The organism is Intrasporangium chromatireducens Q5-1 (assembly GCF_000576575.1).
GTDB lineage: Bacteria > Actinomycetota > Actinomycetes > Actinomycetales > Dermatophilaceae > Intrasporangium_A > Intrasporangium_A chromatireducens.
Map to the genome: position 1 here is coordinate 20,993 of NZ_AWQS01000003.1, position 23,228 is coordinate 44,220.

Here is a 23,228-nt window from a genome sequence, read left to right on the forward strand (position 1 = left end):
ATGACGACAGGAGCGACATGAGCGAGCTCAGCTACCCCGACGACCTGCGCTACACCAGTGACCACGAGTGGGTCCGTGGCGACGGCGACACCGTTCGCGTGGGCATCACGGCCTTCGCGCAGGACGCGCTGGGAGACGTCGTCTACGTCTCGCTCCCGGCCGTGGGGGACGCCCTCGCCGTCGGCGACGCGTGCGGCGAGGTCGAGTCGACCAAGTCGGTGAGCGACATCTTCGCCCCCGTGGCCGGCGAGGTGACCGCCGTCAACGATGCCCTGGACGCAACGCCGGAGCTGGTCAACAGCGACCCCTACGGTGACGGCTGGATGTTCGAGGTGCGGCCCGACGACGCGGCGGTGCTGGACGACCTCATGGACGCCGCCGCCTACCAGGCATCGCTCAGCTCCTGACAAGGGAGGGGATCCGGGGGACCGTACGTGAACTATCGTGTGAGCCAGGCAAGCCCGGCGGCACGGACGAGGAGGACCGCAACGTGAGTGACGAGCACGGCGACACCACGCCCTCGGGCGATCAGGACGACGTCACCATGGAGCCGCGCACCATGCGGTTCCCGGGTGTCCCGGGTGCCGAGGTCGAGCACGGCGAGGTGCGGGCGGGGCTGAGCTCGGAGGACCGCGCCACCATCGACGCGCTTCGGCCGGGGACCGCCCTGCTGATCGTGCAGCGCGGCCCGAACGCCGGTGCCCGCTTCCTGCTCGACGACGACCAGGTCACCACCGGTCGGCACCCCGACTCGGACATCTTTCTCGACGACGTGACCGTCTCGCGCAAGCATGCCGCGTTCGTGCGGCAGGGCGACGGCTACCTCGTCCGTGACGCGGGGTCGCTCAACGGGACCTACGTCAACCGGGAGCGGATCGACGAGGCGGTGCTCGCGACCGGTGACGAGGTGCAGATCGGCAAGTTCCGCCTCGTCTACTACGCCGACTGACGCGCCCGGATGGCGGCACGCCTGACCATCGGCCGGCTGCTCGCGCGGCTGACCGACGAGTTCCCCGACCTCACTCCCTCCAAGGTCCGCTTCCTCGAGGCCGAGGGCCTGCTCACGCCGGAGCGGACGCCGGCCGGCTACCGCACCTACTCGGAGCAGGACGTCGAGCGGCTGCACTACATCCTCTCCGCGCAGCGCGACCGCTACTGGCCGCTGCGCGTCATCAAGGAGGCGCTGGACGCCCTCGACCGGGGCCTCGCCGAGCCGGAGCCAGGCGCGCTGCCACAGGCGCCCGTGCCCGTCGCGGACCCCGACGTGCCGGACGCCGCGACACTGCGCACCCGTCGTCCCCTCACGCTCACCGGTCCGGAGCTGCGGTCCGCCTCGGGCCTGGACCGCGACACCTTCCACGCCCTGGAGAGCTTCGGCCTGCTCGCTCCCGACGCCGACGGTCACTTCGGCGCGCACGACCTCGACATCGCCGTGGCGGCTGCCCGACTGGCCGAGCACGGACTCGAGGCGCGGCACCTGCGCACGTTCCGCAACGCGGCCGACCGGGAGATCGGTCTGGTCGAGCAGGTCCTGGCCACCACGCGGGGTGACGCGCGCGAGGAGCGCTCGGCACAGATGCTCGCCTCGTGCATCGCCCTGCATGTCGCTCTCGTCAAGGCGGGTATCGACCGCTGACGCCGCTGCTCCGGCGGGAGGTACGGTGGATGCGTGAGAGAGGTCGATGTGCTCGGGGTCCGCGTCGAGATGCCGACGAACCACCCGATCGTGCTGCTGCGCGAGCGGGATGGCGGGCGCTACCTGCCGATCTGGATCGGGGCCCCGGAGGCCGCGGCGATCACCTACGCCCAGCAGGGTGTCGTGCCGCCCCGGCCGATGACGCACGACCTGATGCGGGACATGCTGGCGGTGCTCGGCCACACCCTCACGGAGGTGCGCATCGTCGCGCTCAAGGACTCGGTCTTCCATGCGGCGCTCATCATCGACGGCACCACCGAGGTCGGGGCTCGCGCCTCGGACGCGATCGCCCTGGCGCTGCGCACCGACGCGAAGGTCTACGTCGACCCGTCCGTCCTCGACGAGGCGGCCATCGTCGTGTCGTCCGAGGAGGACGATGAGGTCGAACGCTTCAAGGAGTTCCTCGACCACGTCTCGGCTGAGGACTTCGACAAGCCGGAAGATCCCGACGCAACCTCGGAGACCTGAGCCTCTACGTCAACCTGAAGGTTCCGACACGCCGGTTCCAAGCGGTCCGGATGTTTGACGGGCCGGGGCCGCGGAACTACCGTCGAGATGAACCACGATGCTGTAGTTATCCACGTGTCACCCGCCGGTCCGACTCGGTTTAGTCGGACCGCACCAGTCAGGAGGTCGGCATGGCCGCCACGCAGGACTCACACCGGCACGCCGCGCCGCCCGCTGCGCAGGGCCTCCTGTTCGACGACGACCTGCCGGACCTCGACGAGGACACCGGCTACCGCGGCACCACCGCCTGCAAGGCGGCCGGCATCACCTACCGCCAGCTCGACTACTGGGCCCGCACCGGGCTCGTCGAGCCGTCCGTGCGGAGCGCGACCGGCTCGGGCACCCAGCGCCTCTATGGCTTCCGCGACATCCTCGTCCTCAAGGTGGTCAAGCGGCTGCTCGACACGGGTGTGTCCCTCCAGCAGATCCGGGTGGCCATCACGCACCTGCGCGACCGCGGGGTCGACGACCTGGCCCAGATCACGCTGATGAGTGATGGTGCCTCCGTCTACGAGTGCACGTCCGCCGACGAGGTGATCGACCTCGTCCAGGGCGGCCAGGGCGTGTTCGGCATCGCCGTCGGTCGCGTCTGGCGCGAGGTCGAGGGCGAGCTCGCCGAGCTGCCGAGCGAACGGGCCGACGATGGTGCCCCGGCCGCGCACCCCGACGACGAGCTGTCGGCTCGGCGGGCCCGCCGCATGGCGTGATCGGGCAGCGCCCACACTGGTAGATTCGATCCTGCTGATCGACCCTGCGCGGGAGAGTCCTCGAGGTCCTGTCACCTGCGAGGCGCCGAAGGGGCAACATCCCCGGAACCTCTCAGGCGCCCGGACTGCGCAGGCGAGGCACATCTGGAGACCCGCGGGTCGACAGACGGGGAGCGTGGACCGCTCGACCCCGTCAGGAGCAGACAATGCCGATCGACCAGCCGACCGCCCAGCCCATCACCGGGCTGCCCGACTTCGTCTCACGCCACGTCGGCCCGGGACCCCAGGACATCGAGCACATGCTCACGGTGGTCGGGCAGCCGTCCCTCGACGCGATGTGCGACCGCGCCATCCCGGGCGCCATCCGCTCGACCGAGCGGCTCGAGCTGGCCGCCGCGCCGAGTGAGAGCGCGGTCATCGAGGAGCTGCGCCAGCTGGCCGGACGCAACTCCGTCGTCGGCTCGCTCATCGGGCTCGGCTACTACGGCACGGTGACGCCGCCCGTCGTGCGGCGCAACGTGTTGGAGAACCCTGCGTGGTACACCGCCTACACGCCCTACCAGCCGGAGATCTCCCAGGGCCGCCTCGAGGCGCTGCTCAACTTCCAGACGGTCATCAGCGACCTGACCGGCCTGCCCATCTCGGGGGCCTCCCTCCTCGACGAGGCGACGGCGGCCGCCGAGGCCATGGCGCTCATGCACCGGGCCACCCGCTCCGGCGCCGACGCGGTCGTCCTCGTCGACCAGCACGTCTTCCCGCAGACGATCGCCGTCATGCAGACCCGGGCCGGGGCCCTGGGCCTCCCGCTCGTCGTCACCGACCTGGCCCCCGTCACGGACGTGGAGCAGCTCGGGGCCGCAGCCGGGGGTCGTCCGGTCGCCGGTGTCGTGGTGCAGTACCCGAGCGCCACGGGCGAGATCATCGACTGGCGAGCGCTGACCGAGGCGGTCCACGCGGCGAAGGGCCTCGTGACCGTGGCCGCCGACCTGCTCGCCCTGACCCTCCTCGAGGCGCCGGGCACCTGGGGCGCCGACATCGCCGTCGGCAGTTCGCAGCGCTTCGGAGTCCCGATGGGCTTCGGCGGACCGCACGCGGGCTACATGTCGGTCCACCGCGGCTTGGAGCGGCAGCTGCCCGGCCGCCTCGTCGGTGTCTCGGTCGACGCCGGTGGGCAGCCGGCCTACCGGCTGGCGCTGCAGACCCGCGAGCAGCACATCAGGCGCGAGAAGGCGACCTCCAACATCTGCACCGCGCAGGTGCTCCTCGCGGTGATGGCGAGCATGTATGCCGTGTGGCACGGTCCCGACGGGCTCACCGCGATCGCCCGGCGGGTCGCCGACCACGCCACACGCGTCCGCGCAGCGTTGGTCGCGGCCGGCGTGGACGTGGTGGGGGACAGCTGGTTCGACACCCTCACGCTGTCCGTGCCGGACCGCGCCGCCGAGCTCGTCCGCCGCTTCCTGGAGCACGGCTTCAACGTCCGCCACGTCGACGGCAACCACATCGCGCTCAGCTTCGACGAGACGACGACCGACGAGACCGTCCGCGCGGTCTGCGAGGTGCTGGGCGCGACGGTCAGCGACGAGCGGAGCGAGCTGAGCGGCATACCTCGGTCGTTGTCGCGGACCACGGACTTCCTCACCCACCCGGTGTTCCACGCCCACCGCTCCGAGACGGCGATGCTGCGCTACCTGCGCACCCTCGCCGACCGCGACTTCGCGCTCGACCGGGGCATGATCCCGCTCGGCTCCTGCACGATGAAGCTCAACGCGACGACCGAGATGGAGCCGATCACCTGGCCCGAGTTCGCGAACCTGCACCCGTTCGCGCCGGCGGAACAGACCGAGGGCATCCGGGCGCTCATCGAGCAGCTGGCCGACTGGCTGTGCGAGATCACCGGCTATGACGCCGTCTCGCTGCAGCCCAACGCCGGGTCCCAGGGCGAGTACGCCGGTCTCCTCGCGATCCACGCCTACCACGAGTCCCGCGGCGAGGGGCACCGTCGCGTCTGCCTCATCCCGGCGAGTGCGCACGGCACCAACGCGGCCTCGGCCGTCATGGCCGGGCTCAAGGTCGTCGTCGTCAGGACCGCTCCCGACGGCAGCGTTGACATGGACGACCTGCGCGCCAAGATCGAGGCCAACCGCGACCAGCTGGCCGCGATCATGGTCACCTATCCGTCGACCCACGGCGTCTACGAGGACACCATCACCGAGCTGTGCCGCCTCGTCCATGAGGCCGGCGGGCAGGTCTACGTCGACGGCGCCAACCTCAACGCCCTCGTCGGACTCGCCGAGCCGGGGCAGTTCGGGGCGGACGTGTCGCACCTGAACCTGCACAAGACGTTCTGCATCCCACACGGCGGTGGCGGGCCGGGCGTCGGCCCCGTCGCCGTCCGTGAGCACCTGGCGCCCCACCTGCCCAACCACCCGCTGGCTCCCGAGGCCGGCCCCAAGACGGGGGTCGGGCCGGTGTCGGCCGCGCCCTACGGGTCAGCGCTGATCCTGCCCATCTCGTGGGCGTACGTCCGGCTCATGGGCGGAGCGGGATTGCGCCACGCGACCCAGGTCGCCGTGCTCAACGCGAACTACATCGCCGCCCGGCTGCGCGACCACTACCCGGTGCTCTACTCGGGTGACGACGGGCTGGTCGCTCACGAGTGCATCCTCGACCTGCGCGGGCTCACCGCGCAGACCGGCGTGACTGTCGACGACGTCGCGAAGCGCCTGGTCGACTACGGCTTCCACGCGCCGACGATGTCATTCCCGGTGGCCGGCACGCTCATGGTGGAGCCGACCGAGTCGGAGGACCTGCACGAGCTCGACCGGTTCTGCGACGCCATGATCGCCATCCGCGAGGAGATCGCCGGGGTCGCCCGGGGCGAGGTGGCGGCGGCCGACAGCGTGCTGCGGCACGCACCGCACACGGCGCGCGACCTCGCGGGGGAGTGGGACCACTCCTACGACCGAGCCGCGGCCGTCTTCCCCGCTGGTGTCGTGCCGGGCGACAAGTACTGGCCGCCGGTCGGCAGGATCGACCAGGCCTACGGCGACCGCAACCTGATCTGCTCCTGCCCGGCCCCGGAGGCGTTCGAGGACTGACCGGCATCTCCTGCCCGTCCCGGAGGTGCTCGAGGACGTCACGGCCTGGGCGGCACCTCCGGGACCGGCCGGTGCGGCGCATCTCGCGCCAGGCCGCACTTTGTGGTTGTCTCTGGACGTGGGCGCGGAGGTGGAGCAGGCCAAGTACACCCGGGAGCAGCGGCAGCGCTACCGGGAGAAGGTCCGGCGCGACCTCGACGTGTTCGAGCGAATGCTCAGCCACAGCCAGTTCGAGTTCGACCGGCCGATGACCGGGCTCGAGATCGAGCTCAACCTCGTGGCCGATGACCTCGGGCCGAAGCTGGACAACAAGAAGGTGCTCGAGCAGATCGCCGACCCGGCCTACCAGACCGAGCTGGCCCGCTACAACATCGAGCTCAACGTGCCGCCCCGGCCGCTGCCCGGCGACGCCGCCCTCGAGCTCGAGTCGGACCTGCGGGCCTCGCTCAACCGGGCGGCCGAGCGGGCCGCCCAGCTGGGAGTCGGCATCGTCGCCATCGGCATCCTGCCGACGGTGATGCCTGACCACTTCGCGGGTGACTGGATCAGCGAGAACATCCGCTACTCGGCGCTCAACAACGCGGTGCTCGAGGCACGCGGCGAGGACGTGTGGCTCAACATGGAGGGGCCCACCGGCGAGCGGATCGCCCGCTACTCCGACTCGTTGGCCCCGGAGTCGGCCTGCACCTCCATCCAGCTGCACCTGCAGGTGCAGCCCGAGCGGTTCGCCGACCACTGGAACGCCGCCCAGGTCATCGCCGGACCGCAGCTCGCGCTGGGCGCGAACTCGCCGTTCTTCCTGGGACAGCGGCTCTGGGCGGAGACGCGCATCCCGCTGTTCACCCAGGCGACCGACACCCGCTCGGTCGAGCTCAAGGCCCAGGGGGTGCGGCCACGGGTCTGGTTCGGGGAGCGCTGGATCACCTCGATCTTCGACCTGTTCGAGGAGAACGTGCGCTACTTCCCGGCCCTCCTGCCCGAGCTGACGGAGGAGGAGCCCGAGGCCGTCTTCGAGCGGGGCGAGGTGCCCGAGCTGAAGGAGCTGCGGCTGCACAACGGCACCGTCTACCGCTGGAACCGGCCGATCTACGACATCGTCCGCGGACTGCCGCACCTGCGCGTCGAGAACCGCACCCTGCCCGCCGGGCCGAGCATCGTGGACGTGCTGGCCAACGCCGCGTTCTACTACGGCACGGTCCGGGTGCTCGCCGAGGACGACCGGCCGGTCTGGACGCAGATGAGCTTCTCCGCAGCAGAGGAGAACTTTGAGGAGGGCGCGCGCCTCGGGATCGACGCCCGCACCTACTGGCCGCGGCTCGGTGACGTCCCGGCGACCGAGCTCGTGCTGCGCCGCCTCCTGCCCATGGCCCACGAGGGACTGAGCCGGTGGGGCGTGTCCCAGGCCGTGCGCGACCGGTTCCTCGGCGTGATCGAGCAGCGGTGCATCAAGGGCGTCAACGGTGCTTCGTGGCAGACCGACTGCGTGGCGCGGCTCGAGGCGCGAGGGCTGCCCCGGGACGAGGCGCTCCGCGAGATGCTCCGCGCCTACATGGAGGGGATGAACGCCAACGAGCCGGTCCACACGTGGGACCTGCCCCGCGGCTGAACGGCTCGGCCGCGCTCGGCCGCACCGGCGCAGACGTCAACACTGCCGGAGTCGGCCCTGCCCGAGTCAGCCCTGACGGAAGAGCCGCCACGGCGAGATGTTGAACGCGCCGATGCACCGGGTCGCCCGATGGTGCGTCAGGACGCTCATCGAGCCGGCGTCCATGACGAGCTGGGCACCGAAGCCGGGGTCCACCTGCAGGTAGGTCGCCGCCAGGACCCGCAGGGCGTGGCCGTGCCCGAACAGCGCGACGTCGCCGCGCTCCAGCGCCGGCCAGGCCCTGTCGATCACCTGCTGGCACCGCCGCGCGACGTCGTGCAGGGTCTCCCCGGGGGTTGCGCCGGGGACGACCCCGTCCTCGAACAGCTCCCAGCGGTGGCCGAGCCGGGCGCTGATGTCCGCCGTGGTGATGCCCTCGTAGGCCCCGTAGTCCCATTCGCGCAGCAGCGGCTCCACCTCGAAGTCGCCGAGTCCCGCGAGCTCGGCGGTGCGCCTGGCTCGCTGGAGTGGCGAGACGAGCACGAGCTCGAACGCGTGGCCCCGGAGGATGTCGCCGAGCTCCCGGGCCGCCTGCTCGCCCTGGGGCAGGAGCGGGAGGTCGGTCGTGCCGGTGTGCTGCCCGGTCAGCGACCACTCCGTCTCGCCATGCCGGAAGAGGTAGAGGTTGCCCGGGACGACACCGTCGGGTGGAGGCACCATGCGGCTCAATCTAGACCCCGGGTGCGGCAGACTTCCGGTCATGGACCTGCGGTATCGCCTGCTCAACGTCTTCGCCATCAAGGACCAGCCCTTCTCGGGCAACCCGCTGTGCGTCTTTGAGGATGCGGCCACACTCGACGGTGGCGAGATGATGGGGTGGGCCCGTCAGTTCAACCTCAGCGAGACGACCTTCGTCACGCGGATCGACCCTGACCCGACCGGACCTGCTGCGGCCGACGTGCGGATCTTCCCGCCGGGCTACGAGATGCCCTTCGCGGGCCACCCGACGCTGGGGACGGCCCATGTGGTCGCCGATCTGCTGGGTGAGGCAGGGCGACGGCCGGACGCGGTGACCCTGCGCCTGCCCGCCGGTGACTTCCCGGTCGAGCGGACCCGCGACGGCTGGCGGCTCCGGGCGCACGCACCCGAGGTGCGGGACGCGGAGGCGACGCCGGCCGAGTTGGCGTCCGCGCTCGGGCTGCCCACCGACGCGGTGTGCGCGGGCGACTCCCAGTGGGTCACGACCGGTGTCGAGCAGCTCCTCGTCCGTCTCGCCGACGCCGACGCGGTCCGCGCCGCCGTCCCCGACGTGCCCCTCCTCGCGCGCTACGCGACGTCCGAGACCGGCTCGCCGCAGGTCTACGTGTGGGCCTGGACGGGGGAGCGGAGCGTCGAGGTGCGGCTCTTCGCGGTCAGCGGCAGCTCGGTCGACGAGGACCCCGCGACCGGCTCGGCGTGCGCCAACCTGGGCGGCTGGCTCGTCTCCCGGGGACACCGGGACGTCGAGATCACGGTGGCCCAGGGCACTGCCGTGCACCGGCCGTCCCGGCTGCACCTGTCCATCGACGCCGACGGACGGATCTTTGTCGCCGGCCGGGTCGTCGAGGTCGGCGCCGGCACCGTCCGGGCCTGAGCCGTCAGCGGCCGGTTCGGGTGCGCCGGGCCAGCTCGAAGCACACGACGGCGGCCGCTGCGGACACGTTGAGCGACTCGACCCCACCCGACATGGGGATCGACACCCAGCGGTCGACGAGCGAACGCACCTGCTCGCCGGGGCCCGCCGTCTCGCTGCCGAGGACGAAGGCGACCCGGTCGGGCAGCTCGGCCTCGAAAAGGTTGGTGTCGCCGGCGGCGTCGAGGCCGACGACGTGGAACCCGTCCTCATGCAGCAGGGCAACGGCTTCCTCGGCGGTGAACGCCTTGAGGATCGGAGCCTTGAAGGCGACCCCGGCGGAGGCCTTGACGACGAGGGGGTCGAGGGAGGCGACCCCGCGCCTGGGCACGACGATGCCGTCGACTCCGGCGGCCGTGGCGGACCGGAGGATCATCCCGACGTTGGCCGGCGTCGTGATCCCGTCGAGGACGAGCACCGTATCGAGGCCGCCGTCGGCGAGCGCCTGGGCGAGCGGCCGCATCCGCGGTGCGACGACGTCGGCAAACACCCCTTGGTCCTGCCGGCCGTTGCCAGCGAGCTTCTTGACCCGCTCCGCGGACGCTCGCTGGACGGGCACGCCGCGGCGCCGCGCGGCCTGCTCGATCTCCCGGATCGCGGCGCCCCGGGAGGTCTCGGCGATCACGACCTTGTCGACGTGGAGCCCGTCGTCGAGGAGCACCTCGTGCACGGGGTTGCGTCCGTAGACCGTGATGAAGCGGTCCTTGGGGGAGATGTCGACGCTCACGGCGTCAGGATGGCACAGCGGGAGGAAGCGGTATGCCGCTGAGCCGGCTCAGCGGCATACGGGTGCTCCTCGTGAGGACGGGAATGCGACAGGGAGGGTCCGCGTTTGATAAGTTGAATCGTCAACAATCTAGAGACTTGGGACACGACATGCAGTTCGGCATCTTCACCGTCGGGGACGTCACCACGGACCCCACGACGGGACACACCCCGACCGAGCAGGAGCGGATCAAGGCCACGGTCGCCATCGCCCAGAAGGCGGAGGAGGTCGGGCTCGACGTCTTTGCGACGGGGGAGCACCACAACCCGCCGTTCGCCGCGCCGGGCAACCCGCCCGTGCTGCTCGCACACCTCGCGGCGGTGACGAAGCGGCTCATCCTGTCCACGTCGACGACGCTCATCACGACGAACGACCCGGTGCGGCTGGCGGAGGACTACGCCTACCTGCAGCATCTGGCCGACGGCCGGGTGGACCTGATGATGGGGCGCGGCAACACCGGCCCGGTCTATCCCTGGTTCGGCAAGGACATTCGCGAGGGCATCCCACTGGCCATCGAGAACTATGCGCTCCTGCACCGGCTGTGGCGTGAGGACAACGTCGACTGGCAGGGCCGCTTCCGCACCCCGCTGCAGGGCTTCACCTCGACGCCGCGCCCGCTCGACGGCGTGCCGCCCTTCGTGTGGCACGGCTCGATCCGCAGCCCGGAGATCGCCGAGCAGGCCGCCTACTACGGCGACGGGTTCTTCTCGAACCACATCTTCTGGCCGGCCAGCCACACCCGGCAGATGGTGGCGCTGTACCGGCGCCGGTTCGAGCACTACGGGCACGGCAGCGCCGACCAGGCGATCGTCGGCCTCGGCGGCCAGGCGTTCATCCGGCCCAACAGCCAGGACGCGATCCGCGAGTTCCGGCCCTACTTCGACAAGGCTCCGGTCTACGGCCACGGGCCGTCGCTCGAGGAGTTCATGCGCCAGACGCCGCTGCTCGTCGGCAGCCCCCAGCAGGTCATCGAGGCGACCCTCGGCTACCGCGAGTACGTCGGGGACTACCAGCGTCAGCTCTGGCTGATGGACCACGCGGGCCTGCCGCTCAAGACCGTCCTCGAGCAGCTCGACATCCTCGGCTCCGAGGTCGTCCCAGTGCTGCGCAAGGAGTTCGCCGCACTGAAGCCGGCCCGTGTGCCGGACGCACCGACGCACCAGTCGCTCGTCGCCGCCGCCGGCGGATCACGCGACGCGACTGTCTACACCGACGCCGACGACGTCACGGGCGCCTCACCGGAGGAGTCCCGCGCCGCCCGCGCCACGACCCCAGAGGGGAGCCTCCGATGACCACCCGCATCGCCGTCATCACGGCCGGCATCACCGAGCCGTCGTCGACCCGGCTGCTCGCGGACCGGCTCGCCGAGGCGACCGTCCGGGCACTGGGCGGCCCCAGCGCAGCCTCGGTCGACGTCATCGACGTGCGCGACATCGCCCACGACGTGACGAACCACGTCCTGACCGGCTTCGCCTCTCCCGAGCTGCAGGAGCGGCTCGACCTGGTTGCCGAGGCCGACGCGCTCATCGTCTCGAGCCCGATCTACACCGCGTCCTACAGCGGCCTGTTCAAGATGCTCATCGACGTGCTGCCCAAGGACTCCCTGCGGGACAAGCCCGTCCTGCTCGGCGCGACCGGCGGCACGGCCCGGCACTCGCTCGCCATCGACCACGCCCTCCGGCCGCTCTTCGCCTACCTCGGCGCGCTCGTGTCACCGGTCGCGGTCTTCGCGGCGTCGGAGGACTGGGGCAGCACCGAGGCGGGACGGCTCGGCGAGCGCATCGAACGCGCCGGGGGCGCCTTCGCGCGCCTGCTGACCGGGGCGCCCGCGCCCAAGCAGGTCGACCCGTTCGAGAACGTCACGCCGTTCGAGGCGCTGCTCGCCGACGTCACCGGCGCCGCCTGACCTGCCACACCCCTCGGGTTGAACCCCCACCCTGAACGGACCGTTCGGGGTCGAACGAGCCGGTACACCGACCCGTTCGACCACGAGCGGTCCGTTCGCGTGTCAGGGGCAGGGCCGGGCGGCACGGCTCGGAGCGGTGGACGCAGGGTCAGGACGTGTCGAGGCCGAGCTGGTCCAGGACGAGGTCGGCGATGGCCAGCGACGCGGTCGCGGCGGGCGAGGGCGCGTTGCGCACCGAGAAGACGTTGCCGACCCGGCTGAAGCGGAAGTCGTCTACGAGGCTGCCGTCCGCGTCCATGGCCTGGGCGCGCACCCCGGCCGGGGCACGGACGACGTCGGACGGCTTGATCTCGGGCACATAGCGGCGGGCCGCCGCGATGAACGCTCGTCGGTTCAGCGAGCCCCACATCTCGCGCGCCCCCGTGACCGCGTTGGCCCTCGCGAAGGTGCGGAAGCCCTTGAACGCGAGCAGCTCACGCACCTCGCGCGCCTCGAGGTCACGGCGGAGGTAGCCCTCCCGGGACAGCGCGAGCACGGCGTTCGGGCCGAGCAGCACCGTGCCGTCGACCCGCTTCGTCAGGTGCACCCCGAGGAAGGGGTAGCGCGGGTCGGGCACGGGATAGATGAGGCCCCGGACGAGGTGTCGGGCGCCGGGGACGAGCTCATGGAACTCGCCCCGGAACGGCACGATCCGCGGGAACGGCGAATCACCGGCCAGGCCGGCGAGCCGGTCGGTGTGCAGGCCGGCCGCGATCACGAGCAGGTCCGCCGCGACCGTCTCGCCGGAGGTGGCCGTCACCCGGGTGGGGGAGCCTGCCGAGATCGTCGAGACCTCGAAGCCGGTCCGGACCCCGGCGCCGTGGTCGCACGCGTCCTGGAGGAACGCGGCGGCGATGCGCCCGAAGTCGACGATCGCCGTGGTGGGGGAGTGCAGGCCGGCACGACCGTGCACGTGCGGCTCGATCTCGGTCAGCTCGGCTGCCCCCAGCCATCGCACACCCGGCACGCCGTTGGCGACCGCGCGTTCGTGGATCCGGGTCAGCCGGGCCTCGTCCCCGGCGTCGAGGGCGACGAGGACCTTGCCGACCTCCTGGTAGGGCAGTCCTCGAGCCCGGCAGTACTCGCGGAGGCGACGGACTCCCTCCCGTGAGAGACGCGCCTTGTCCGAGCCGGGCTGGTAGTAGAGGCCGGCGTGGACGACGCCGCTGTTGCGGGACGTCTGGTGCAGGCCCGGTGACGGCTCCTTCTCCAGGACCGTCACGCTCACCTCGGACCCGCCCATGACGAGGGCGCGCGCGATGGCGGCACCGACGATGCCGGCGCCCACGACCACGACGCGCTGGGCCCCCACGCGCTCACGGTAGCCGGTTCGCGGCTCAGCCGGGTCCGGTCCACATCCTCTCGTCCGAGGCGCGGTTGTCCACAGCCGCCGACACGGACGCTGCGGGGGCGCTGGAAGCGGAGCACCGTGGAGCCATCGAAGGGAGTCCGCAATGTCGAATGTCATCCACCTGCTGACCGGCCGGCCGATCGGCTCGCTCGAGGAGGTGCTCCCGGCGCCGGGTGAGTGCCTCCCGTGCTTCGTCGGGCGGATGGTGGCCACCGAGGGCTGCACGGGCGCGATGGGCTGGGTCGAGCAGTTCCGGGTGCACCGGGCCAAGCGGGCGACCGCGCTCGTCCGCCGTCTCGTGACGCAGGGGGCGTGCTGCGACTGCACCCTCGTCGACGCCGTGTGGCAGCTGAGTCCGGGACTGTGGGAGTGGACACCGGACGGGCAGCTGGTCCCCCCGCTCGAGGCGCCGCCGTGCGAAGGGGTGCGACCGAACTCGACCCAGCCGTGCGCCCACTGGGTCTCGCCGAGTGAGCTGGCCATGTGACGCCTGAGGGCCATGTGCGGCCGGCTGCACCTCGTGGCAGGGTGTGGCCATGGCGAGGTACTTCGATGTCCACCCGGTCGATCCGCAGCCCCGGGCCATCCGGCAGGCCGTGCAGATCCTGCGTGACGGTGGCCTCATCGCCTACCCGACCGACTCCTGCTTCGCGCTCGGCTGCTCGCTCGACAACGCGGAGGGCAAGGAGCGGATCACCCGCATCCGACATCTCGACGACAAGCACCACTTCACCCTCGTCTGTGCCGACTTCGCTCAGCTCGGGCAGTTCGTCCACCTCGACAACGCCGTCTTCCGCGCGGTGAAGGCGGCCACACCCGGTCCCTACACGTTCATCCTCCCGGCGACTCGGGAGGTCCCGCGGCGGCTGCTGCACCCCAAGAAGAAGACGGTCGGCGTCCGGATCCCGGAGCACCCCGTGGTCCGCGAGCTGCTCCGGGAGATGGGGGAGCCCATCCTCTCGAGCACCCTGCTGCTGCCGGGCATGGACGACCCGCTGACCGATGGCTGGACCATCAAGGAGGAGCTCGACCACAGCGTCGACGCCGTCATCGACTCGGGCGAGTGCGGCCTCGAGCCGACGACGGTCATCGACTTCAGCGAGGGCTACCCGGACGTGGTCCGGGTCGGAGCCGGCGACCCGAGCCCCTTCGAGTGAGGGTCTCGCGACCTCATATCTCCTCGTGGGTGTCAGGGTCCCCGCCGAAGAGCCGACCGTCGGGCCGCCCGAGGGCGGTGATCGCCCTCATCTGCTCATCCGTCAGCTCGAAGCCGAGGACCTCGAGGTTCGTCCGTTGCCGCTCGCGCGTCGCCGACTTCGGCAGGGGGAGGGAGCCGAGTTGGACGTGCCACCGCAGGATGACCTGAGCCGGCGACACCCCGTGCTCCCGAGCCGCGTCCGCCACCGCCGGCTCGTCGAACGGGGCGCGCCGCTTGCCGAGCGGGCTCCACGCCTGCGTGCGGATGCCCAGCCGGTTGTGCACCTGCCGCAGCTGCTCCTGCGGGAACCAGGGGTGCAGCTCGATCTGGTTGACCGCTGGCACCACGCCCGTGGCGTCGATGATGTTCGACAGGTGCTCCTCGGTGAAGTTGCTGACCCCGACCGTGCGCACCAGCCCGTCCTGCTGCGCGCGAACGAGCGCGCGCCAGGCATCGACGTAGCGGCCCTGCCTCGGGTTGGGCCAGTGGACCAGGGCGACGTCGAGCTGCTCCACGCCGAGCCGGCGAGCCGAGTCACGAAGCGAACCGAGCGCGAGGTCGTAGGCGTGGTGCCGCCCGGGAAGCTTCGTCTGGACGCGCACCTCCTCGCGGCGCACGGCGGCCCGCCGCACCGCCTCGCCGACCTCCTCCTCGTTGCCGTAGTTCACGGCGGTGTCGAGCAGCCGGTAGCCGAGCTCGAGCGCTGACCCGACGGCTGCGACGGCCTGCTCACCCTTCATCGGGTAGGTGCCGAAGCCGACGATGGGCAGGCGGGTCGTGTCGTTGAGGGGGACAGTGGGCAGGGTCGTCATCGGCTCACCGTATGCCGCTGGGCCGGTTTCCGCTCCGAGGCGGCCCCCCAGCCGGCTGCCCGCGGTAGGGGGCGCCCCTGCCCGTGTCGGTCAGGGGCCGGTGACGGCAAGCCACTCGCCGTGCGGGTGGCAGGTGCCCCAGGCCTCTGCGGCCAGCTCCCGACCACCTCGCCAGCGTCGGGCGCCGAGCACGGTGGTGTCATCGTCGACCGGGAGTCCCTCTGGCAGGGGCAGGCCCGGTACGCAGCCGGCCGGCTCCGCGGTGACCCAGCTGACGGCGGGCACCGCGCGGGCGCACCGGGCCAGCACCTCGGCCACGAAGCCGCGGCGGGCGCGCTCCACGTAGGTCAGCGCCCACGAGCTGAAGACCACCAGGTGCAGGTCCCGTCCCTCCGTCGAGGTCAGGTCCTGCAGGGTGGCCTCGACCGTGCCCTCCAGGTCCTCGACCATGTCACCGCGCTGCAGCCGGGGCGGGTCGGTCCGCAGAAGGATCATGGCGGCGCGGAAGCGCTCGATGCGTCGGGGCACGTCGGGCCAGATGCACGCCTCGAGCCACCTGATGGCGTCCGCGTCGGCGGTGTCGATGGGCGCGACGTCGAGACCGACCCGGGCCGCGACCGGTGGCAGGGCGAGCGAGGCCAGGGGGGTGGGGGAGCGATCCTCGCCGTGGCAGGTGACCGCGGAGTCCGGGTCACCGACGACGAGCGCGACGCCTTGCCGGCGCAGCTCCACGCGGTAGCGGTCGACCTCGAGGAGCAGCCCAGCGCTGGCCCCGAGCTCGACGAGGACGACGGGGGTGTCGGGGAGGTCCCGTGCCGCGAGCGACACCGCCGCCGCGACATACACGGCGCGGTTCACCTCGTTCGTCTGTGTGCGGTGCGTGGCGATGGTGCGGCGCAGCTCGTCAGCGTGATCGAGGATCGTCGCCCGGACCTCGGGCCAGGGGTCGCCCGTCGCCACCGCATCCCGGCCCACGACGCTGCTGTACCACCGTGCGGCCGGCAGTTCCGGCCGGCGCAGCACGAGGTCGTGCAGGGCGGCGAGCAGGAGAACGGGGCGGGCCTGGCCCGGTTGGGCCGCGAGCAGCAGCGACGCGGCGTCGGGGTCGTCGGCGAGCCCACGGCAGATGGCGTGGTAGAGCCGCAGGTGCGCATGGCCCTGCGCGAACCGGGCGAAATGGCGCTGCACCTGCTCGAGCGCGGTGGTTCCGGAGGCGGCTTCGCTCATGACCGCTCGAGCAGGACCATGACCTCGTGGTGGGTCGTCTGCGGGAACATGTCGAACAGCCGCGCCGCCACGGGTCGCAGCCGTGGCATCGCGGCGAGGTCCGCCGCCAGGGAGTCGACGTTGCAGCTCGAGTAGACGACGTGGCGGACCCCCGCGCCGTCGAGCCAGCCAGCCAGGTCGGCGCCGATGCCACGCCGGGGCGGGTTGACCACCACCGCGTCGGGGGCGGGCACACCTCGGCGCACGAGTCCCGTCGCGTCGCCGACCTCGAATCTCAGGCCACCGTCGACGAGCCCAGACCGGGAGAGCGCCGCAGCAGCGACGCGGGCGCTGTCGATGGCGCCCGGGGCCACCTCCACGCCGAGCACCTCCCGAGGCGGCGGGGAGCCGGCTGTCACGCAGTGCAGGGCGAAGCCGCCGACCCCGCAGTAGAGGTCCCACACGCTCTCCGGCGAGATCTGGCCGGTCCACGACTGCGCCTGTCGGTAGAGAGCCGCCGCCACCGGCGTGTTGGTCTGGAAGAAGCTGTTCGGCTGGAGCCGGAGGGTGAGGTCGTTGACCCGCATGGGCAGGTCGGCGCGCTCGGTGAGGACGATCTCGAGCTCGCCCTCGAGGACCGCCTTGTGCTCCGGCTGGATGTTCATCGAAACGACTGCGACAGAAGGAAGCTCGTGCTGCAACGTCGGCAGGTGCTTGCCCAGGAGCGTCTCGTGCTTGCGGGACCGTGCGACGAAGCGGACCATCAGCTCGTCGTCGGGGGAGTGGGTGACGATGAGGTGCTTCAGCTCGCCGCGTCGGCTCGCCACGTCGTAGGGCTCGAGCCCGATCCCGTCGATGAACCCGGCCAGCAGGGGCAGCGCCTCGCCGAGCCCCGGCTCGTAGAGACCACACTCGCGCAGGTCGACGCCGGCACCGGATCCGTCGAGGATGCCGAGGGTCACCGCCCCGCGCTGCCCGGCGACGACGAGCTTGGCCTTGTTGCGGAACTGCGACTCGGCACTCGTGACCGGTGGCAGCCACGCGGTCGGCGCGACGGCCGGTGCCAGAGCGTGACGGCAGCGTTCCTGCTTGGCCGCCAGCTGAGCGGCATACGGCTGGCCCATCAGGGTGCACGAGCGGCACCGCGCGGAGTCGAAGTAGGTGCACTGCATCGCGCCCAAGGGTAGGTCCTTGGGCCAGTTACGTCCCCGCCGGGACGGGTACGCGCCACTGGCACGCCGTCCCACCGAGCGAGGAGGAACGATCATGGGCGATGCCGCCAAGGACCGCGCGAAGGCCGCGCAGCTACCGGAGGGAGACGTCATCCGGGTGCTGCTCGAGCAGCACGCGCGGATCCGGGAGCTCTTCGCCGACGTGAAGTCGGCGCAGGGGCAGCACAAGCAACAGGCGTTCGACGAGCTGCGGGCGCTGCTCGCGGTGCACGAGACGGCCGAGGAGATGGTGCTACGGCCGGTCTCCAAGGACGTGGCCGGCCACAGCGTCGCGGACGACCGCAACGCCGAGGAGAAGGAAGCCAACGTCGTGCTGGCCCGGCTCGAGGGCATGGACTGCGGCTCGGTCGAGTTCGACAACCTGCTGGCCAGCTTCGAGCAGGCGGTCTCGACGCACGCGGAGCAGGAGGAGACGCTGGAGTTCCCGGCGATCCTGTCGGCATGCGACGCCGACAAGCGCCGTGACATGGGCAAGGCGGTCAAGATGGCCGAGAAGATCGCGCCGACTCACCCGCATCCGTCGGCCGCGGGCTCCCCGACGGCGCAGTGGGTGGTCGGTCCCTTCGCGTCCATCGTCGACCACGTCAAGGACGCCCTGTCGGGTTCCGGACGCGGCTGACCGTACCGACGCGCACTGCCGGCATCGCGCCAGCTGGCGTGACAGGACCCGGCTAAGTTAAGGCTATATAATGAGCCTTAACTTAGAAGAGAGGTGCGGCATGGGTTGGCCGAGCGTGCGGCACGTGGAGCGCCCGTGGACGTCGCGGCTGGAGGGCCTCATCGCCCCGTCCAGACGGCAGCAGCGCTCCCTGCCGAGCAGCTACGCCGTGGCGGTCGTGCCGCGGATCGCTGAGGTGCAGGTCTCCCTGCCGGGCGATGTCGCTGCGGACATCGACGATGCGCAACGCAGCCTGTCCGCGTTCGATGCGGGTGCCGGGGGAGAGGTCGCGCCGTTCGTGGCCGTGCTCCTGCGTTCGGAGAGCGCGGCGAGCTCCCAGATCGAGAACCTCACGTCCTCGGCACGTGCCCTCGCGGAGGCGGAGGTCGGGGAGGGCGACCGAGCCAACGCGGCGACGATCCTCGGCAACGTCCGGGCGATGCGTGCCGCCATCGACCTCGCCGGCTCCTTGGACGACAAGGCGATCCTCGCCATGCACGCCGCGCTCTTGCGTGACGACCTCGGCCACCGGGCCGGCGCCTGGCGGTCCGAACCGGTCTGGATCGGGGGAGCGTCGCACCACCCTGAGGGGGCCGCGTTCGTGCCGCCGCTCGCCACGGAGGTGCCCGGGTTGATGACCGACCTCGTCTCCTTCATGGACCGGGACGACCTGCCGCCCCTCGCGCTGGCCGCGCTCGCGCATGCGCAGTTCGAGACGATCCATCCGTTCACCGACGGGAACGGCAGGACCGGTCGCGCCCTGCTGCACGCGATCCTCCTCAGCACCGGGGCGGTACGGCACGTCACCGTGCCGATCTCGGCCGGTCTGCTGGCGTCCCGGGATGACTACTTCGCCGCCCTGACCGCGTATCGGCAGGGCGACGTCGAGCCGATCCTGCGCAGCGTTGCCAGCGCCGCGCGAGCTGGAGTGGTCGTTGGTGCGCACCTCGTCGGCCAGCTCCGCGCGGTGCGGGAGGACTGGGAGACCCGGCTCCGGGTGCGCTCGGACGCGACGGTTCTGCGGGTGGCCGACCTGCTCGTCCGCCAACCGGTGCTGACGGCCCGGGTGGTGATGGACCTGTGCGACGTCTCGGCGCCGACCGCGCAGGCCGCCCTGCGAGGCCTGGTCGAGGCGGACATCCTCATCGAGTCCACGGGCCGGCGGCGCGGCCGGGTCTACCGGGCGCCCGAGATCCTCGAGGCGCTCGACGGCTACGCCGTGGCGCTCGGCCGGCGAGGCGGATAGGGCACCACGGCGACGCGTGCAATCGCCGCCGCCCTCGGGGCAGGTCGTCGACGAGGCAGTCATCGTCGCTTCCGGGAGGGGTGGTCCGGACGGCTGATCTGACATAATGTCGATTATCGGCGTTATGAAGGGTGCTCCATCGGTGCGGGTGGGTACGAGGCGCAGCATGAGCACCGAGCCCACTCACAACGCCGAGCGAACCGACAACACTGAGCCCACTCACAACACCGAGCCCACCAACAACGCTGAGCCGACGGACACCGCCGCCGACCGCGACGACGTGCTGGGCGCAGGAGCGCCTCGACAGGGCGATGATCTGCAACGCGACCCCGAGGACTGGGCCACCGGCGACGAGCCGATGACGGCGGCTCAGCGCAGCTATCTGGACAACCTCGCCAAGCAGGCCGGCGAGCAGGTGCCGGCCGACCTGACCAAGGCGCAGGCGTCGGAACAGATCGACCGCCTCAAGCAGCAAGGCGGTGACGGCGCCGCCGGCTGACGACGCACTGCTGGGTGACCGAGCGCCGGTCCCGGCCGCACCGACCGGGACCGGCGCTCACACGGCGCTCAGCAGTCGAACACGGCGCTCAGCAGTCGAACACCGACCAGCACAGCTCGTTGCGCACCCGCTGGTCGTCGAGCACCAGGTCGCGGACCTGCTCCGGCAGTTGCGCACGCTGCCACTGGCACTCGCGTCGTCCGACGGCGACGCTCTCGGCGGCCGGCACGGCGGCCCGGGCGGCCTTGATGGCGTACGCAGCCGCGCCCAGATCATGGGCGGCGACATGTGCCACGGCCGCGGCCTGACCGGCTGCGTAGGCCGCATGCCGGGGCGCCCCACACAGGTCGCGGGCCGCGCCCATCGCGTGCCCGCCCGACGCTCGGGCCTGCATCATCCGCACGTCGCCGCGCACCCAGGCCCGGGCCTGCTCGATCGCCTGCCGAGGCCTCGGGTCGTCGGGCCGGGCCGACTCGAACAGGTGCAGAACGTGCTCCGCGCACGACGCGGCCCACAGCGCGAGCAGGTGGTGGTCATCGTCGGTGAGCGTGCCGCCGCGCCGGATCGTGGTCAGCCGCGGGTCCCGGACCGGTGGCAGGATCACGCCGGCGCTGCCGCGACGTAGTCGGCCAGGTGCTCGCCCGTCAGCGTCGAGCGCTCCGCCACGAGCTCCGCTGGCGTGCCCTCGAACACGACCCGGCCGCCGTCGTGGCCGGCGCCCGGCCCGAGGTCGATGACCCAGTCGGCGTGCGCCATGACCGCCTGGTGGTGCTCGATCACGATGACGGACTTGCCGGAGTCGACGAGCCGGCCCAGCAGGGCGAGCAGCTGCTCGACGTCGGCGAGGTGCAGGCCGGTCGTCGGCTCGTCGAGGACATAGACCCCGCCCTTCTCCCCCATGTGCGTGGCGAGCTTGAGCCGCTGCCGCTCGCCGCCGGAGAGGGTCGTGAGCGGCTGGCCGAGGGTCAGGTAGCCCAGGCCGACGTCGGCCAGCTGGGTCAGCAGCTTGTGGGCGGCCGGTGTCTTCGCCTCCCCCGCCTTGAAGAATGCCGCCGCCTCGTCGACCGACATGGCCAGCACCTCGCTGATGTCGCGGCCGCCGAGCTTGTAGTCGAGGACGGCGGCCTGGAACCGCCGACCCTCGCACTCCTCGCAGGTCGTCGCGACGCCCGCCATCATCGCCAGGTCGGTGTAGACGACGCCGGCGCCCTTGCAGGTGGGGCAGGCGCCCTCGGAGTTGGGGCTGAACAGGGCCGGCTTGACGCCGTTGGCCTTCGCGAACGCCTTGCGGATCGGGTCGAGCAGGCCGGTGTAGGTCGCCGGGTTGCTGCGCCGCGAGCCCTTGATCGAGGTCTGGTCGACGGTGACGACACCCTCTCGGCCCGACACCGAGCCGCTGATGAGCGAGCTCTTGCCGGAGCCCGCGACCCCGGTCACGACGACCAGCAGACCGAGCGGGATGTCGACGTCGACGTCCTCGAGGTTGTGCAGACTTGCGCCGCGCACCTCGAGGGCACCGGTGCTGGAGCGGACCGAGTCCTTGAGGCGGGCGCGGTCGTCGAGGTGGTGCCCGGTGAGGGTGCCGCTCGTCCGCAGCCCGTCGAGGGTGCCCTCGTAGACCACCTCTCCCCCGGCGGCACCGGCCCCCGGGCCCAGGTCGACGACGTGGTCGGCAATGGCGATCGTCTCGGGCTTGTGCTCGACGACGAGGACGGTGTTGCCCTTGTCGCGCAGCCGCAGCAGCAGGGCGTTCATCCGTTGGATGTCGTGCGGGTGCAGCCCGATGGTCGGCTCGTCGAACACGTACGTGACATCGGTCAGCGACGAGCCGAGGTGGCGAATCATCTTGGTGCGCTGGGCTTCTCCCCCGGACAGCGTCCCCGAGGGGCGGGCGAGGGACAGGTAGCCGAGGCCGATCTCGACGAACGAGTCGAGGGTCTCCCCCAGCGACGCGAGCAGCGGCGCGACGGAGGGCTCGTCGAGGCCGCGCACCCATTCGGCGAGGTCGCTGATCTGCATGGCGCAGGCGTCGGCGATGCTGAGGCCGTTGATCTTCGAGGACCGGGCCCCCTCGTTGAGTCGGGTGCCGTCGCAGTCCGGGCACGTCATGAACGTGACGGCCCGCTCGACGAACGCCCGGATGTGCGGCTGCATCGCCTCCGGGTCCTTGGAGAGCATCGACTTGCGGATCTTGGGGATGATCCCCTCATAGGTGAGGTTGATGCCCTCCACCTTGATCTTCGTCGGCTCCTTGTAGAGCAGGTCGTGCAGCTCGCGCTTCGTGTACTTGCGAATCGGCTTCTTCATGTCGAAGAAGCCGGAGCCGCTGAAGATCCGGCCGAACCAGCCGTCCATGCTGTAGCCCGGGATGGTCAGCGCCCCTTGGCTCAGCGACTTGCTGTCGTCGTAGAGAGCGGTCAGGTCGAAGTCCTGGACCGAGCCGCGACCCTCGCAGCGGGGGCACATCCCACCCGTGATGCTGAACTCCCGGCGCTCCTTCACCGTCTGGCCACCCTTCTCGAGGGTGACGGCGCCGGCCCCGGAGATCGAGGCGACGTTGAACGAGAACGCCTGTGCCGAGCCGATGTGCGGCCGGCCGAGGCGGCTGAACAGGATGCGGAGCAGGGCGTTGGCGTCGGTGACGGTGCCGACGGTCGAGCGCGGGTTCGCCCCCATCCGTTCCTGATCGACGATGATCGCCGTCGTCAGGCCGTCCAGGAGGTCGACGTCGGGCCGGGCCAGGGTCGGCATGAAGCCCTGGATGAAGGTGCTGTAGGTCTCGTTGATGAGCCGCTGTGACTCGGCGGCGATGGTGGCGAAGACGAGGGAGCTCTTGCCGGACCCCGAGACGCCGGTGAACACCGTGAGCCGCCGTTTCGGCAGCTCGACGCTGATGTCCTTGAGGTTGTTCTCGCGCGCACCGTGGACCCGGATGAGGTCGTGGCTGTCGGCGACGTGCTGCGCTGTCGTTGCCATGTCCGTGCTCGTCATGGTGGCGATGCTGCCACGTCGGGGTGACGACGCCCAGCCGTGACGCGGCGCGGAGC

General features: G+C 71.4%; 23 protein-coding genes and 1 riboswitch. Of the genes, 15 read left to right on the forward strand and 8 right to left on the reverse strand.

Annotated features, from left to right (window positions below; all coding sequences use genetic code 11):
- The first annotated feature begins 17 nt into the window (after positions 1–17).
- From gcvH to N864_RS00675, 7 genes are all read left to right on the forward strand, one after another.
- Complete coding sequence (gene gcvH / locus N864_RS00645) at positions 18–407, forward strand: glycine cleavage system protein GcvH (protein ID WP_034712183.1); 390 nt, start codon at positions 18–20, stop codon at positions 405–407.
- A gap of 137 nt (positions 408–544) precedes the next feature.
- On the forward strand, positions 545–949 hold the full coding sequence (locus N864_RS00650) for an FHA domain-containing protein (protein ID WP_051518015.1): 405 nt from the start codon (positions 545–547) through the stop codon (positions 947–949).
- A gap of 9 nt (positions 950–958) precedes the next feature.
- Entirely contained in the window at positions 959–1,636 is a 678-nt protein-coding gene (ftsR, locus tag N864_RS00655; protein WP_034712188.1) for a transcriptional regulator FtsR, read from the forward strand.
- Between the two features lie 33 nt (positions 1,637–1,669).
- The gene (locus tag N864_RS00660; protein ID WP_034712190.1) at positions 1,670–2,164 is read left to right on the forward strand and encodes a bifunctional nuclease family protein; all 495 of its coding nucleotides are present in this window, start codon (positions 1,670–1,672) and stop codon (positions 2,162–2,164) included.
- A gap of 170 nt (positions 2,165–2,334) precedes the next feature.
- Complete coding sequence (locus N864_RS00665) at positions 2,335–2,910, forward strand: MerR family transcriptional regulator (protein WP_034712192.1); 576 nt, start codon at positions 2,335–2,337, stop codon at positions 2,908–2,910.
- Positions 2,911–2,949: 39 nt separating this feature from the next.
- A riboswitch (glycine riboswitch) is annotated at positions 2,950–3,048 on the forward strand.
- Positions 3,049–3,116: 68 nt separating this feature from the next.
- Positions 3,117–6,011: an aminomethyl-transferring glycine dehydrogenase gene (gene gcvP / locus N864_RS00670; protein WP_051518006.1), complete on the forward strand. Its 2,895-nt coding sequence runs from the start codon at positions 3,117–3,119 to the stop codon at positions 6,009–6,011.
- Positions 6,012–6,129: 118 nt separating this feature from the next.
- Complete coding sequence (locus N864_RS00675) at positions 6,130–7,617, forward strand: glutamate-cysteine ligase family protein (RefSeq protein ID WP_034712193.1); 1,488 nt, start codon at positions 6,130–6,132, stop codon at positions 7,615–7,617.
- Between the two features lie 66 nt (positions 7,618–7,683).
- On the opposite strand, the gene N864_RS00680 is transcribed toward N864_RS00675, so the two are convergent.
- Entirely contained in the window at positions 7,684–8,313 is a 630-nt protein-coding gene (locus tag N864_RS00680; protein WP_155892751.1) for a histidine phosphatase family protein, read from the reverse strand.
- A gap of 43 nt (positions 8,314–8,356) precedes the next feature.
- Between N864_RS00680 and N864_RS00685 the strand changes: the two genes are divergently transcribed.
- The gene (locus N864_RS00685) at positions 8,357–9,229 is read left to right on the forward strand and encodes a PhzF family phenazine biosynthesis protein (protein WP_034712197.1); all 873 of its coding nucleotides are present in this window, start codon (positions 8,357–8,359) and stop codon (positions 9,227–9,229) included.
- Positions 9,230–9,233: 4 nt separating this feature from the next.
- Here the strand turns inward: N864_RS00685 and N864_RS00690 are convergent, their stop codons facing one another.
- Positions 9,234–9,995 carry a TrmH family RNA methyltransferase gene (locus N864_RS00690; RefSeq protein ID WP_034712199.1) on the reverse strand — a complete coding sequence of 254 codons (762 nt, stop codon included), beginning with the start codon at positions 9,993–9,995 and terminating at the stop codon, positions 9,234–9,236.
- Positions 9,996–10,144: 149 nt separating this feature from the next.
- Here N864_RS00690 and N864_RS00695 point away from each other — a divergent pair, with 149 nt between their 5' ends.
- Both N864_RS00695 and N864_RS00700 read left to right on the forward strand, forming a co-directional pair.
- Positions 10,145–11,326, forward strand: a complete 1,182-nt coding sequence (locus N864_RS00695) for an LLM class flavin-dependent oxidoreductase (protein WP_034712201.1) — start codon at positions 10,145–10,147, stop codon at positions 11,324–11,326.
- On the forward strand, positions 11,323–11,940 hold the full coding sequence (locus N864_RS00700; protein WP_034712203.1) for an FMN reductase: 618 nt from the start codon (positions 11,323–11,325) through the stop codon (positions 11,938–11,940). The genes N864_RS00695 and N864_RS00700 overlap by 4 nt, the downstream gene beginning before the upstream one ends.
- A gap of 148 nt (positions 11,941–12,088) precedes the next feature.
- Here N864_RS00700 and lhgO read toward each other — a convergent pair whose 3' ends face one another.
- Positions 12,089–13,291, reverse strand: a complete 1,203-nt coding sequence (lhgO, locus tag N864_RS00705) for an L-2-hydroxyglutarate oxidase (protein ID WP_034712205.1) — start codon at positions 13,289–13,291, stop codon at positions 12,089–12,091.
- Between the two features lie 142 nt (positions 13,292–13,433).
- On the opposite strand from lhgO, the gene N864_RS00710 reads away from it, so the two are divergent.
- Entirely contained in the window at positions 13,434–13,817 is a 384-nt protein-coding gene (locus N864_RS00710) for a DUF2695 domain-containing protein (protein WP_051518007.1), read from the forward strand.
- Between the two features lie 49 nt (positions 13,818–13,866).
- Positions 13,867–14,487: an L-threonylcarbamoyladenylate synthase gene (locus tag N864_RS00715; RefSeq protein ID WP_034712208.1), complete on the forward strand. Its 621-nt coding sequence runs from the start codon at positions 13,867–13,869 to the stop codon at positions 14,485–14,487.
- Between the two features lie 13 nt (positions 14,488–14,500).
- Here N864_RS00715 and N864_RS00720 read toward each other — a convergent pair whose 3' ends face one another.
- The 3 genes from N864_RS00720 to N864_RS00730 form a co-directional block, all read right to left on the reverse strand.
- Entirely contained in the window at positions 14,501–15,340 is an 840-nt protein-coding gene (locus tag N864_RS00720) for an aldo/keto reductase (protein ID WP_034712211.1), read from the reverse strand.
- A 90-nt stretch (positions 15,341–15,430) separates the two neighbouring features.
- Entirely contained in the window at positions 15,431–16,567 is a 1,137-nt protein-coding gene (locus tag N864_RS00725; protein ID WP_034712215.1) for a DUF2332 domain-containing protein, read from the reverse strand.
- A complete protein-coding gene (locus N864_RS00730) occupies positions 16,564–17,718 on the reverse strand; it encodes a methyltransferase domain-containing protein (RefSeq protein ID WP_034712218.1) in 1,155 nt (384 codons plus the stop codon). The genes N864_RS00725 and N864_RS00730 overlap by 4 nt, the downstream gene beginning before the upstream one ends.
- A gap of 94 nt (positions 17,719–17,812) precedes the next feature.
- On the opposite strand from N864_RS00730, the gene N864_RS00735 reads away from it, so the two are divergent.
- The 3 genes from N864_RS00735 to N864_RS00745 all read left to right on the forward strand — a co-directional run bounded on the left by N864_RS00735 (position 17,813) and on the right by N864_RS00745 (position 20,181).
- Entirely contained in the window at positions 17,813–18,397 is a 585-nt protein-coding gene (locus tag N864_RS00735; RefSeq protein WP_034712221.1) for a hemerythrin domain-containing protein, read from the forward strand.
- 100 nt (positions 18,398–18,497) lie between these two features.
- A complete protein-coding gene (locus N864_RS00740) occupies positions 18,498–19,682 on the forward strand; it encodes a Fic family protein (RefSeq protein ID WP_034712224.1) in 1,185 nt (394 codons plus the stop codon).
- A gap of 280 nt (positions 19,683–19,962) precedes the next feature.
- On the forward strand, positions 19,963–20,181 hold the full coding sequence (locus N864_RS00745) for a DUF3072 domain-containing protein (RefSeq protein WP_051518017.1): 219 nt from the start codon (positions 19,963–19,965) through the stop codon (positions 20,179–20,181).
- Positions 20,182–20,269: 88 nt separating this feature from the next.
- On the opposite strand, the gene N864_RS00750 is transcribed toward N864_RS00745, so the two are convergent.
- Together N864_RS00750 and N864_RS00755 are read right to left on the reverse strand one after the other, a co-directional pair.
- Complete coding sequence (locus N864_RS00750; RefSeq protein WP_034712227.1) at positions 20,270–20,785, reverse strand: putative immunity protein; 516 nt, start codon at positions 20,783–20,785, stop codon at positions 20,270–20,272.
- Positions 20,782–23,172 (reverse strand): ATP-binding cassette domain-containing protein, encoded by a 2,391-nt coding sequence (locus N864_RS00755; protein ID WP_034712230.1) that lies wholly within the window; start codon positions 23,170–23,172, stop codon positions 20,782–20,784. Before N864_RS00755 ends, N864_RS00750 begins: the two co-directional genes overlap by 4 nt.
- Positions 23,173–23,228: the final 56 nt, after the last annotated feature.